Annotated in this window: 14 protein-coding genes; 4 read left to right on the plus strand and 10 right to left on the minus strand. The window is 56.4% G+C overall.

Annotation, left to right across the window (positions count from 1 at the left end):
- Nucleotides 1-6: 6 nt before the first annotated feature.
- From JW885_14360 to JW885_14375, 4 genes are all read left to right on the plus strand, one after another.
- Nucleotides 7-804, plus strand: a complete 798-nt coding sequence (locus JW885_14360; GenBank protein ID MBN1883347.1) for an enoyl-CoA hydratase/isomerase family protein — start codon at nt 7-9, stop codon at nt 802-804.
- Between the two features lie 74 nt (nt 805-878).
- Entirely contained in the window at nt 879-1,346 is a 468-nt protein-coding gene (locus JW885_14365) for a phosphate-starvation-inducible PsiE family protein (protein MBN1883348.1), read from the plus strand.
- Nucleotides 1,347-1,471: 125 nt separating this feature from the next.
- A complete protein-coding gene (locus tag JW885_14370; GenBank protein MBN1883349.1) occupies nt 1,472-2,002 on the plus strand; it encodes a histidine phosphatase family protein in 531 nt (176 codons plus the stop codon).
- A gap of 13 nt (nt 2,003-2,015) precedes the next feature.
- Complete coding sequence (locus JW885_14375; protein MBN1883350.1) at nt 2,016-2,792, plus strand: alpha/beta fold hydrolase; 777 nt, start codon at nt 2,016-2,018, stop codon at nt 2,790-2,792.
- Here JW885_14375 and JW885_14380 read toward each other — a convergent pair.
- The 10 genes from JW885_14380 to rsxA form a co-directional block, all read right to left on the minus strand.
- Complete coding sequence (locus tag JW885_14380) at nt 2,779-3,516, minus strand: abortive infection family protein (GenBank protein MBN1883351.1); 738 nt, start codon at nt 3,514-3,516, stop codon at nt 2,779-2,781. The two genes, JW885_14375 and JW885_14380, sit on opposite strands and share 14 nt — an antisense overlap.
- Nucleotides 3,517-3,730: 214 nt before the next feature.
- Nucleotides 3,731-4,180 carry a dUTP diphosphatase gene (gene dut, locus JW885_14385; protein MBN1883352.1) on the minus strand — a complete coding sequence of 150 codons (450 nt, stop codon included), beginning with the start codon at nt 4,178-4,180 and terminating at the stop codon, nt 3,731-3,733.
- Nucleotides 4,181-4,552: 372 nt separating this feature from the next.
- On the minus strand, nt 4,553-5,983 hold the full coding sequence (gene gltA / locus JW885_14390; protein ID MBN1883353.1) for an NADPH-dependent glutamate synthase: 1,431 nt from the start codon (nt 5,981-5,983) through the stop codon (nt 4,553-4,555).
- 4 nt (nt 5,984-5,987) lie between these two features.
- Nucleotides 5,988-6,827, minus strand: a complete 840-nt coding sequence (locus JW885_14395) for a sulfide/dihydroorotate dehydrogenase-like FAD/NAD-binding protein (GenBank protein ID MBN1883354.1) — start codon at nt 6,825-6,827, stop codon at nt 5,988-5,990.
- Between the two features lie 21 nt (nt 6,828-6,848).
- Entirely contained in the window at nt 6,849-7,451 is a 603-nt protein-coding gene (locus tag JW885_14400; protein ID MBN1883355.1) for an electron transport complex subunit E, read from the minus strand.
- 9 nt (nt 7,452-7,460) lie between these two features.
- A complete protein-coding gene (locus tag JW885_14405; GenBank protein ID MBN1883356.1) occupies nt 7,461-8,123 on the minus strand; it encodes an RnfABCDGE type electron transport complex subunit G in 663 nt (220 codons plus the stop codon).
- The gene (locus JW885_14410) at nt 8,120-9,202 is read right to left on the minus strand and encodes an RnfABCDGE type electron transport complex subunit D (GenBank protein MBN1883357.1); all 1,083 of its coding nucleotides are present in this window, start codon (nt 9,200-9,202) and stop codon (nt 8,120-8,122) included. Before JW885_14410 ends, JW885_14405 begins: the two co-directional genes overlap by 4 nt.
- Nucleotides 9,118-10,455: an electron transport complex subunit RsxC gene (gene rsxC, locus JW885_14415; GenBank protein MBN1883358.1), complete on the minus strand. Its 1,338-nt coding sequence runs from the start codon at nt 10,453-10,455 to the stop codon at nt 9,118-9,120. Before rsxC ends, JW885_14410 begins: the two co-directional genes overlap by 85 nt.
- Complete coding sequence (locus JW885_14420) at nt 10,455-11,492, minus strand: RnfABCDGE type electron transport complex subunit B (GenBank protein ID MBN1883359.1); 1,038 nt, start codon at nt 11,490-11,492, stop codon at nt 10,455-10,457. The genes rsxC and JW885_14420 overlap by 1 nt, the downstream gene beginning before the upstream one ends.
- A gap of 12 nt (nt 11,493-11,504) precedes the next feature.
- Nucleotides 11,505-12,083, minus strand: coding sequence for an electron transport complex subunit RsxA (rsxA, locus tag JW885_14425; GenBank protein MBN1883360.1), 579 nt, complete (start codon nt 12,081-12,083; stop codon nt 11,505-11,507).
- Nucleotides 12,084-12,223: the final 140 nt, after the last annotated feature.

Raw genomic sequence — 12,223 nt, forward strand, 5'->3', positions numbered from 1 at the left:
AAACAAATGAAAGACTACACCACCATGCTGACGGACCGGCCCACAGACGGCCTGCTCCTGGTCACCTTCAACTCACCCGACACCCTCAACGCCATCGGCCCTGCCATGCTCGACGAGCTGGATGATCTCTTCAGTTCTCTCATGAACGATGAGGAGACGAAGGTGGTGGTATTCACCGGGGCGGGGCGCGGCTTTTGCGCCGGCGCCGACCTGGGAGCCGCCGCCGCCAGCGAGGGAAGCGTATTATTCAGCGACCCGGAGCGGTTTCTCAAGCTGGTCCAGGAGCGCTTCGCCTCCATCATTCTGAACATCCGCCGCATTCCCCAGGTGGTCATCTCCGCGGTGAACGGCCCCTGCGCCGGAGGCGGCTTCTGCATGGCCCTGGCAAGCGACGTACGTATCGCCGCCCCCGAGGCGGTGTTTGTGGCGTCGTTCATCAACATCGGCCTCTCCGGGGGCGAGCTGGGCACCACGTACCTCCTGCCCCGGCTCATCGGTCTCTCCCGGGCGTCGGAAATTCTCTATTCCGGCAGGAAGGTCTCGGGCGAGGAGGCGGAAAAATTCGGCCTGGTCTCTAAACTCGTCCCGAAGGAGAAGCTGATCGATGAGGCCCTCAACATCGCCGGGCCGATACTCCAGAAAAGCTTCCCGGCCCTGAAATTCACCAAGGTGGCCCTCAACCAGAACGTGGACGCGCCCAGCCTGGAGGCGGCCGTCAACCTGGAAAACAGGAACCAGGCCCTGATGGTCTTTTCCGGCACGTTCTTCGAGATGGTCAAGCACTTTATAGCCCAGAGCAAGTAAACAGTAATCTCCGGGCGATATCGCCGAACGCCGGGGGGGGCCGATACGTCATTCCCTTCTTTTCGGAGAGGCACATGAAGAACATTGTCTTCACTGTCCTTGACCGATTCGAGAATACCGTCATACTTGTCCTGATGGTGTTGATGACCGCCGTGCTCCTCCTGGCGACCGCCGACCTCGTCTATCTCATCATCACAGACATCATCACACCTCCCCGCTTTCTTCTTGAAATCAGGGAAATACTGGAGATATTCGGTCTGTTTTTGCTGGTGCTAGTGGGGCTCGAGCTTCTCGAAACCATCAAGGTCTACCTGAGCGAGCATGTCATCCGGCTGTATGTGGTTTTTGAGATAGCCCTCATCACCGTCGTCCGGGACGTGATTATCCTGGATTCAAAGAAGCTCTCTGGCGTATCCCTGTTGGGCATTGGCGTATTGATCATCACCCTGTCGGTCGGTTATTACCTGATACACATCACCCACGAGAAGAAAAAGGGCGAAGATTCAGAATCCGTCCGTCCCCATGAATCCGATGACGAATAGTCATATGATCGGCGGCGCCTTTATCAGGGTATACGGAGATATCCCATCGCCCGGGCGCGGTGAAAAGCACGATCCCCGGTGAGGCGACCGAGGGATGCGATGCGCGATCAGAGACGGAGGCACGCATGCGTATTATCCTCATCACCCATGCAGAGACGAACACGCACCCGCCCCGGTGCCTGTCGGACGCGGGACGAGAGCAGGCGAGAGCCCTTGTGGGATTCATCGCCGATGTCATGGGAGCCGACTTCAGGATAAAAAAGGCGGTCTCCTCCCCGGCGGTGCGATGCATCGAGACGGCGCTGATCGTCCTGGACGCGCTTTCCGCGGATACGCTCAGGCGGCTGGACACCGACCCGAGGCTGATGGCCGCAAAAGAGCCGATGGAATCCGATCAGCTCCACCGCGCCCTGATCGATTACGCATGCGACGGGATGCTCGTCTCTTTGCACGCGGACCTCGCCAACGCCCTCCCAAAGCGGGACACCATCCCCAATACGGCCGACGGCTGGTTTCAGACACGGCCCGTGCTCTGCCTTCTGGACTGGGAGCCGGATCGAGGCCTTGAGGAAAGTCGAATACTGAGACTTCTGGGGCCGAACGGAGCCCCCCTGCTTCCCCCCGAGGCCCCGTCCGACACGCCGCTTCTCGGCTGAAAGGAGATCGCTCATGAACACGCCGAACAACCTCATGCCCGGCGCCGAACCCTTCGAGTTTCCCTCCCCCACGGGAAGCGACAGGGCGGTGCTTTTGATCCACGGACTGACCGGCACGCCGTCCGAGATGCGCTTCCCCGCATCCGTCCTCAACGAGGCGGGCTACCACGTCCGCGCGCCGCTCCTGCCGGGGCACGGCACCGCCATCGCCGACCTGAATAAAACCACCTGGCGCGACTGGTACGGTGAGGCGGAGCGATCTTTCCTTGAGCTGAAGAAGGGCTTTCAAACGGTCTTCGTCGCGGGGCTCTCCATGGGAAGCATGATGACGCTGAATCTCTTGATCCATCATAATGACGACATCGCCGCCGCCGGGGTCATGGCACCGCCCTTTCATTTTATCGACTGGAAGGCCAACGTCATCCTCCCCGTCGTCACCCCCCTCGGCATCCCCCGGCTCATCGGGGACATCCCCGAGGATGTCGATGATGTCTCGGGCCAAAGAACCCACGTCTGCTACGGCCGCACCTCCGTGTCCGCCGGGGCGTCGTTAGTGATGCTTTCGCGCCGGGTGAAGCGACGGCTTGGCCGCATCACCGCCCCGGTTATCGTCATCATGTCACGGCACGATTCCATCGTCGACCCGAAGAGCGCCCGGATCGTCTATGACCGGATAGCCTCCGAGAAAAAGCGGCTGGTGATGCTGGAAAAGTCTCTGCACACCGTCACGGTGGATGTGGAGAAAGAAAAGGTGGCGGATGAGCTGGTAGGGTTTTTTAGAAAGTTTTGATATACAGAACAGAAAAGATTTCAATTAGTAACGTTTCTAATTGGCTCAAATAGATGTTTTTTATAAAGCATAATCCAACCGTACCACATGCATTCACACATAAGTAAGCTAAATACTGATCGTCAAGATTTATTCCATCTACTGTACCATGACGATCGCCAGCCTCATTACTGATGCTTCCTACTGCATTAATTATTCCGACAAGCCCCTGAATCAATTCGTGCTCAGATTGACTTTGAGCACGAATAAATCCAACGGCATCTTGTGCTTCTTGCATAAGACGATTGAGTTTGCCTGACTTGTCTGGCTTTCTTCCCCGTTCACTAATAATCGTTTTGAATATGGTTTCTAGAAGAGTTCTTGCAGCAGTTACTGCAGCCGCAGGATTTGTATTTATTCGACTATAAGCGGTCATCCAATCCTTTCTAAAAGCGGTTTCTCTTATTTTGGAAAAACTTAGACCTATTGGAGTTTTAGATATATATGAATGAAGCTCCTCGCGTAATGAAACACAAACGTCCTCGTCAGGATAAGTATATTTCGAATTATATTTAAAACAGGTGAGGTCGTTAAGTGAATAATACTGTTGTTCGGGAGTCAATGCATATACTGAATCCACAAATAATGCCTGGCGCGTAGGTTTTCTTCCGTAGTGGTCAAATGGTTTTACAAGAGGTGAATAGTTAATAAAGTATTCTGTTATTTGTTTCGCAGCAAAACCCACTTTATCGCCAGCAAATGCTCATGCAAATTTGTCTACTAAAATCCGTGGAACTGCTTGCATATTTTTACCTTATACAAATCAGCCCACCTAGTTATATATCAATAAACTATTCTTTTTAATATAACTATTGATTATTATTATAATATATTTTTGTTATTAATGCAAGCATACTTTCAAAATTTCAAAAATATTACTTGATAGTTTTAGAACACCCTCACACCCCGGAAGAACCGAAGCCTCCCTCACCCCGGTCCGTCTCGGGAAGATCGTCCGTCTCCTGGAACTCCGCCCGGGATACCGGCGCGGCGATCAGCTGGGCGATGCGGTCGCCGTTTTTGACTACGAAGGGTTCCTTTCCCTGGTTGATGAGAATGATCTTGATTTCGCCCCGGTAGTCGCTGTCGATGGTGCCGGGACTGTTCAAAATGGTGACGCCGTGCTTCAGGGCGAGGCCGCTTCGGGGCCGCACCTGGCACTCGTATCCGAATGGGACGGCCAAAGCGATTCCGGTGGGCACCGCCGCCCACTCACCCGGCCCCAGCGTCATCTCCTCTGTAAGATGGGCGGAAATATCCGCGCCGGCGGCGCCTGGGCTGATGTATCTCGGAAGGGGACCGGCATATCCCTCTTTTCTCTTGAGCAAGATTTTGATTACATTATTCATATCTCATGAGTTCTATTTAATGCTGATTTAATGCGGTATTAATACTTTATGGCTATTATATAAACATAAAACAAGTTACCTCCTGAATCGGAAACCTCTCTTGCGGGTTTCCATTTTTTTTGCCGATATCACCCTATTAGAAATATTTAATTTCCATTTAAGGTCTTTTTAATAGAGGAATGATACAAAGATAATACCTACCAAGTTTATACGTTACCTTCTTCAAGGAAAACATTTTCTGTTTTCCTTTTTTTTTGTCCGAATACCGATTGCGGGGAAGCCGGCTTGCCGGCTTCCCCGCTCTTGTTTATTCGTTGTAACGCATCGTTCGATCCGTATCGAAAGGCAGCCCCGAACACGCGATAGAACAACTCAACTCTTCCCGTCGGTTTCCCCCGAGTCGCTTTCGCCCATCAGGTATGCATTGATGGCCCGGGCGGCCTTTTTACCCGCACCCATCGCAAGGATCACCGTAGCCGACCCGGTCACGATATCTCCACCGGCAAAGACCCCCCCCCGGGATGTCTGTCCCGTCTCCTCGTCCGCCTCGATGTTTCCCCAGCGCTTTGTCTTGAGGTTCGGGGTCGTATCCGGTATCAGCGGATTGGGGCCGTTTCCAATGGCCACAACCACTATGTCGACCTCGATCTGAAACTCCGATCCCTCAATCGGTACGGGCCTGCGGCGGCCTGAATCGTCCGGCTCCCCTAATTCCATCTGAATGCACTCCACCTTCTTGACCCAGCCGTTTTCATCGCCGATATATCTGATCGGATTCGTCAACAGGTCGATCTCAATCCCTTCTTCCTCGGCGTGATGGATCTCCTCTTTCCGAGCGGGCATTTCGGCCCGGGAGCGACGGTATATCACGAACACCTTCTCCGCCCCCAGGCGAAGGGCCGTCCGCGCGCTGTCCATGGCCACGTTGCCGCCTCCCACCACCGCAACCCGCTTTCCCACCGCCACGGGCGTGTCGTATTCCGGAAACCTGTACGCCTTCATGAGATTCGAGCGGGTCAAGTACTCGTTGGCGGAGTATATGCCGTTGAGGTTTTCCCCCTCGATGTCCATAAACATCGGGAGTCCCGCACCGCTGCCGATGAACACTGCATCATAAACCTCCAGCAGATTATCCACGCTCACGAGCTTTCCCACCACCGTATCCATCTCGATCTTCACGCCCAGTTCTTGTATGTAGTCTACTTCGGCCTGGACGATGTCCTTGGGGAGTCGAAACTCCGGAACGCCGTATACCAGCACTCCCCCCGGCTTGTGCAGCGCCTCGTATATCGTTACGTCATGCCCCAGGAGCCTCAGCTCTCCGGCCACCGTCAACCCCGCCGGACCGGAACCGACCACCGCAACCCTCTTCCCGGTGGCGGGGGGAATTTCCGGCAACGCCACCTTGCCGTGGGTCCGCTCGTAATCGGCGGCGAACCGTTCCAAGCGCCCGATGGCAACCGGCTCACCTTTTTTACCCAGGACGCACCCGGCCTCACACTGATCTTCCTGGGGGCACACCCGACCGCACACCGCGGGTAAAGCGTTATCTTCCTTGATTTTCCGGGCCGCCGCCACGAACTCACCCTCTGTAATCAGCTTGATAAATCCGGGGATGTCTATCTCCACGGGACACCCGGCAACACATCCCGGCTTCTTGCACTGGATGCATCGGGCGGCCTCGGTGAGTGCCAGATCGATGTCGTAGCCGTAGGGGACCTCGTCAAAATTCTTCCCCCGCTCTTTCGGGTCCTGTTCCGGCATCTTCTGCCGTGGTATCTTCATCCGCTCTTTATTGTCCATCCGATCAACCCTCACCTGTAACGCCACAGGAGTAACGAAGAACGGCCTTTTTCTCCGCCTCCAGGTATGCTTTCTGGCGTTTCGCCAGCCCGTCGAAATCCACCTCGTGACCGTCGAACTCCGGCCCCTCCACGCACACAAACCGCGTCTTTCCACCCACCTCGCATCGGCACGTGCCGCACATGCCGGTTCCGTCGAGCATGATTGAATTGAGACTCACCACGGTATTTATGCCGTAGGGTCTGGTCAACTCCGCCACCGCATGCATCATCGGTACCGGTCCCACCGCCACGACGATTTTTATCTTCTCCTTCCGCTCGACGACCTCGGACAGGAGACTGGTAACAAATCCCTGAGGACCGTACGATCCGTCGTCGGTACAGATCAACAGCTCGTCGGAGACCGCCCCCATTTCGTCCTCGAGCATCAAGAGATCTTTATTCCGAGCGCCGATGATGGAGATAACCCGGTTTCCCGCATCGTGGAGGGCATGTGTGATGGGATAGAGGGCGGCGATACCGACCCCTCCTCCGACGCACACGGCCGTACCGAAATTCTCAATATAGGTCGGCCTGCCCAGGGGGCCCACCACGTGGGCGATCTCATCACCCTCGTTGAGGGCGCCCAGGTGCATGGTGGATTTTCCCACCTCCTGAAAAATAATCGTGAGTGTCCCTATCTCGGGGTCAGAGTCTACGATGGTCAGGGGAATCCGCTCCCCCTGTTCATTGATGATCAAAACGACGAATTGTCCGGCCTTTCGCTTCCTCGCGATCCTGGGCGAGACCACAGTCATCCTTACGACCTGCTCTGACAGGCGTTCCTTCGTTACAATTTTCGCCACGGGGTTTCTCCTTCGGTGTCTCTATGGCTGCTGCCGACGTTTCTCCTCCACCACGTTCATCAATCCCAAAAGAAATCCCAGAGTGATAAACGCGCCGGGGGGAAGCACCATAACAAGGAGCGGATGAAAGCCGGTTCCGAAAATGCTCAGCCCCAGAATGCTGCCGTTGCCCAGGACCTCTCGTATGGCACCCAGGATGAAGAGACCCAGAGTGAATCCAATGCCCATGCCCAGACCGTCGATGAGAGAATCGAATATCGGTTTTTTTGAGGCGAAGGCCTCAGAGCGTCCCAGAATGAGGCAGTTGACGACTATGAGCGGAATAAACAATCCAAGCGTTTTGTGCAGATCGTGAAAGTAACCGTTCATGACCAAGTCCACGATGGTCACGAACGACGCGATAACCACGATAAAGGACGGGATACGTACCTTGGAGGGAATAATGTTTCTGACAGACGATACGACGATGTTGGAACAGACCAGCACAAAGGTTGTGGCAAGACCCATCCCGATTCCGTTTATCGCCGAGGTGGTCACCGCAAGGGTGGGACACATCCCCAGCACCAGCACGAAAATCGGGTGCTCCCTCCACAATCCTCTGGTGAAATCAGACCACGTCGCCATATCGTTCCTCTATTTCATCTCCCCGGACATATTGTCCGGGACTTCCCCGGACGCTTCGTCCAGGTTGTATTCTTCATGTTCCGCCTGAGCGAGAATATCCTCCCGATGTGCGGAAAAAACTTCAAGGCCCTCATACACGGCCTCCACCACCGCCCGGGGTGATATGGTTGCGCCGGTGATCTGGTCGATATCACCACCGTCCTTCTTCACCGCCCAGCGGGTGTTTTCGAGATCCCTTCCCGGGAAGAGAGCCAAAAACCAGCTTTCCGTGATCTTTGAGCCGAGGCCCGGTGTCTCTGCGTGACTGATCACCTCCACGCCGGTAATGATCCCATCCGGGTCCACCCCCACCATCAGCCCGATATCCCCGCTGTAGCCCGCGGACGACGACGCCACAAAGGCGACGCCGATAATATCCTCTCCGCTTCTGCCGATGTAGTAATCGGTGATGATCTCCGTCCCCTCTTCGTCGGTCCCCGTTATGACGCTTACCACATCCCGGTCCGGTTCGTTATCATATGACGGAAGGACGGTGCGAATCGCCCGGAGCCTCTCCTCCCGCAGGGCGTTCTCGATGGGGACTTTGGTAAAGGAGTAGACCTGTGAGAGGGCCAGAGCCGCCACCAGGCAGATGAGGACCAGTACCAGTATAAGCCGGGCCGTTTCCTTCATGACGCCCCTCCCGCCTCACTCGGTCTGACGTGTCCGAACTTCTTGGGCGCGGTATATCGATCGATGATCGGCGTTGCGGCGTTCATCAAAAGAATCGAGAAGGCGACTCCTTCGGGATAGCCGCCGAAGAGGCGGATCACTACTGTGATTATACCACATCCCAGCCCGAATATGATCATCCCTCGGGGAGAGACCGGCGACGTCACCATGTCCGTGGCCATGAAACAGGCCCCCAACACCAATCCTCCGGCCAGCACGTGAAAGAGCGGATTCGCATAGGTCGTGGGGTCAATCATCCAGAATATACCGGTGAGGACGAACACCGTCGCGATATAGGTCACCGGGATATGCCAGGTGATGTATCCCCGAAAGAGGAGAAACAAGGCGCCCAAAACAAGCGCGATCACCGACATCTCCCCCAGGCTGCCACCCATGAATCCGACGGTGAAGTCGAGGTAGTTATATCGGGCGAGGTCGATGGCCCCGGTGGTCATAAGCTCCGTCTTGATCTCCCCCAGGGGCGTGGCCATCGAGACCATATCGATCCCCGAAAAGAGGGGCGCCGGCGACACCCAGTTTGTCATCTGAACCGGAAAGGAGATCAACAGCACCACCCGGGCAATCAGGACCGGATTGAAGGGGTTGTACCCCAGCCCGCCGTATACCTGCTTGCCTAGTACCACCGCCGTCAGTCCCCCCATTACAACCAGCCACCAGGGTGAAGACGGCGGCAGGTTCATGGCCAAAAGAACCGCCGTCACCAGGACGCTTCCATCGGTGACGGTAATGGGCCGCGCCATGATCTTCTGACACACTGCCTCCGCGACGATACAGGTGACGATGGATATCGCATACATCACCAAGGCGGCGGTGCCGAAAAACAGGATCGACACGACCACCGCCGGCAACAGGGCGAGCACCACCGAATACATGACCCTGGGGATGCTGTCCGCGCTATGGATATGGGGTCCGGAGGTTATGAGATAGACGTCTTTCACCCGGCAGCCTTCCTTTTTCTGTTTTGAATCTCCGCCTTCGCGTATTTCGCATATTGCACAAGGGGGATATGCGCGGGGCATTCATACGCACAGCAGCCGCACTCGATACAATCGGCCACATTGGACTCCGCCGCCTCATCGAACATGCCCAGCTCCGCGAAGCGTGCGAACATCAGCGGCGTCAGCCCCATGGGACATACCCGAACGCAGTTCCCGCAGCGGAGACACGGCCCGGTCCGGAGGATCTGAGCCGTTGATTCCGTCAGCAGCAACAAACCGGAGGTGCCCTTGATAACCGGCACGGACAGGTCAAACTGGGCGTTGCCCATCATGGGGCCTCCCATGATCACCTTCCTCACATCCGGGACGATCCCCCCGCAGAAATCCAGCACCTCGGAAAGCGGGGTCCCGATTCGGGCCCGTATGTTCTTCGGGGTTCCGATTCCCGGACCGGTGACGGTCATAATCCGTGAGACCAGCGGCACACCACCCGTCACCGCATCATACACCGCCGCGGCGGTGCCCACGTTTTGCACCACCACGCCCACGTCCATCGGGAGACCGCCAGCGGGAACCACCCGGTTGACGGACGCCTTGATAAGCTGCTTTTCCGCCCCCTGGGGATAGCGCACCTGAAACGGAATCACGATTATGTCTGATCCGGCGGCGTCCGTGAGGGCTTGGACGGCGTCCATCTTGTTCTTTTCCACCCCCACAAGAATGCGGGTTACACCGAGGGCCCGGGCGATGAATCGCACACCGCCGATGACTTTTTCCGGGGATTCAAGCATCAGGCGGTGATCGGCGGTTAGATACGGCTCGCATTCGGCGCCGTTGATGATAAGGGTGTCGATGGGTTTTTCCTTGGGCGGCGAGAGCTTTACGTGGGTGGGAAAGGCCGCCCCCCCCATTCCCACGATGCCGGCGTTTTTGATAATCTCCCGGATCTCCGCGCCTTCAAGCGAATCGGTGTCGGAACGGGGCGCTATTTGGTCGTCCCATCGGTCTTCGCCGTCCCCCTTGATAACCACGGCACTCATCGGCCTCCCCGCCGGGTGCGGATACAGGGCGATTCCCTCCACCGTGCCGGAAATCGAGGCGTGAACGGGCGTGGAGACGAATCCCCCCGCCTCGGCAAGAACCGTACCCACAAAAACCGTGTCCCCCTCCTTCACCACCGGCGCCGCCGGGGCGCCGATGTGCTGAGACAGGGGGATATACACCTTCTCGGGAATCGGCATGATTTCCGTTTTGAGCTGTGACGTCAGCTTCTCCTCGGGAGGATGCACGCCGCCCTGAAAGCGATGGATTTTATATCGTGTATGCGTGCTCATCATCTCCCCCCGCCGCCCGCGGACGCCGCGGTATTGATCGCGCGATCATCGGTACCGTCTACGGTGATCATCGAAATGGCCCCCCGCTTACAGAGGTCCGCGCATATGCCGCAGCCGATACAGCGGGTCGGATCAACGGTGTACTGTTCCTTCGGCGTTCCGGTGATGGCGTCTACCGGACAGGCCCGGGAGCACAGGGAACAGCCATTGCAGTCATCACCGATGACCGCGACCTTTCGCACCTTCAGCTCGTCCCGGTGATCCCTGATGGCATTGGTGGGACAGACCGAAACACACAGGCCGCATACCCGGCATTTGGAATAATCGACCGCCGCGAGGTTGTCCACCAGGGTCATCGCCTCGAAGGGACACACCCGCACACAGGCGGCGCATCCGATGCAGCCTGTGCTGCAGATCTTTTTGACCGCGGCGCCCTTGTCTCTTGACGAACAGTGTACGGAAACCGCCGACGACACCGGCACCAGCATCAGGACGTTCTTGGGGCACTCGGCGACGCATACGCCACAGCCGGTGCACGTGTTCGGATCGATGATGGGAAGGCCGTCCGCGCTCATAACAATGGCCCCGAAGGGACATACCGAGGCACAGGTCCCCAGCCCAATGCACGCATATTTACAGGCCTTCGGGCCTCCGCCTATGAGGTTCGCCGCCCGACAGTCCGAGATACCCGCATATGTAAAGGTATCCTTCACACCGCCGTCGGCATGGCGGCACAGCACGACCGCCCTCTCTTTTTCCGAGTCGGTATACTCGATGCCCATGATATCCGCAATGGCGCGCGCCCCCTCATCGTCGATGGCGGAACAGGCCTCGATATTTCCTTCCCCGGACACGATCGCCTGGGCAAGGGCGCTGCAGCCGCCGTACCCGCAGCCGCCGCAATTCGCCCCGGGGAGGATATCGACGATGGTGGAGACCCTGGGGTCCATCTTGACGTAAAAAACCCGGGAGGCAACCGCCAATCCCAGGGCCGCCAGGAAACCCAGACCCGCAAGGGTTAATACCGCAGAAAGCATTTCAGTATCCCGTTATTTTACAAGTCCCGCAAATCCCATGAAGGCCAAGGACAACAAACCCGCCGTAATCAGGGCGATGGCGGTGCCTTGAAGCGATTTCGGCACATCCGCCAGGTCCAACCGCTCTCGTATGCCCGCAAAGAGGATCAACGCCAGGGCGAACCCGAGCGATGCGCCGAATGCGAATATAATGGCCTCCCAGAAGGTATGCCCCTTCTGAATATTCAGAACGGCCACGCCGAGCACCGCACAGTTTGTGGTAATCAACGGCAGATAGATACCCAGCGCCTGGTACAATACCGGGCTGACCTTCTGGATGACCATCTCCACAAGCTGCACCAGGGATGCAATGACAAGAATAAATACTATCGTTTGGAGATATTGGATCTCGAGGGGAATGAGAATATACTGTTGCAACAACCAGGTCGCCAGCGCCGCAATGGTCATCACGAAGATGACCGCCATGCTCATTCCGATGGCGGTTTCAGTCTTTTTGGAAACTCCCAGGAAGGGACAGATGCCGAGAAACCGCGCAAGAACAAAGTTGTTTACAAAAACCGCACTGATGATAAGAAGAATAAAGTGAGCCATGTGTTGATGTAATCGCCAACATCATCTGAATTACAAAAGGCCTTATTATCACACACGCCTTCACAGACTGTCAAGACTTTTCGGCAGTACAATTGGTTTTTCGGTTGGATTTTCGCCGTGATGAATTTCAAACCGTGGTC

The sequence above is a fragment of the Candidatus Zymogenaceae bacterium genome, from assembly GCA_016931225.1.
Lineage (GTDB): Bacteria > Desulfobacterota > Zymogenia > Zymogenales > Zymogenaceae > JAFGFE01.

Excerpts from the sequence above, each read along its gene's own strand:
- JW885_14360 (MBN1883347.1), top strand. The coding sequence starts at position 7 with ATGAAAGACTACACCACCATGCTGACGGACCGGCCCACAGACGGCCTG.
- JW885_14365 (MBN1883348.1), top strand. The coding sequence starts at position 879 with ATGAAGAACATTGTCTTCACTGTCCTTGACCGATTCGAGAATACCGTC.
- JW885_14370 (MBN1883349.1), top strand. The coding sequence starts at position 1,472 with ATGCGTATTATCCTCATCACCCATGCAGAGACGAACACGCACCCGCCC.
- JW885_14375 (MBN1883350.1), top strand. The coding sequence starts at position 2,016 with ATGAACACGCCGAACAACCTCATGCCCGGCGCCGAACCCTTCGAGTTT.
- dut (MBN1883352.1), bottom strand. The coding sequence starts at position 4,180 with ATGAATAATGTAATCAAAATCTTGCTCAAGAGAAAAGAGGGATATGCC.
- gltA (MBN1883353.1), bottom strand. The coding sequence starts at position 5,983 with ATGGACAATAAAGAGCGGATGAAGATACCACGGCAGAAGATGCCGGAA.
- JW885_14400 (MBN1883355.1), bottom strand. The coding sequence starts at position 7,451 with ATGGCGACGTGGTCTGATTTCACCAGAGGATTGTGGAGGGAGCACCCG.
- JW885_14405 (MBN1883356.1), bottom strand. The coding sequence starts at position 8,123 with ATGAAGGAAACGGCCCGGCTTATACTGGTACTGGTCCTCATCTGCCTG.
- JW885_14410 (MBN1883357.1), bottom strand. The coding sequence starts at position 9,202 with ATGCCCCGCGCATATCCCCCTTGTGCAATATGCGAAATACGCGAAGGC.
- rsxC (MBN1883358.1), bottom strand. The coding sequence starts at position 10,455 with ATGAGCACGCATACACGATATAAAATCCATCGCTTTCAGGGCGGCGTG.
- JW885_14420 (MBN1883359.1), bottom strand. The coding sequence starts at position 11,492 with ATGCTTTCTGCGGTATTAACCCTTGCGGGTCTGGGTTTCCTGGCGGCC.
- rsxA (MBN1883360.1), bottom strand. The coding sequence starts at position 12,083 with ATGGCTCACTTTATTCTTCTTATCATCAGTGCGGTTTTTGTAAACAAC.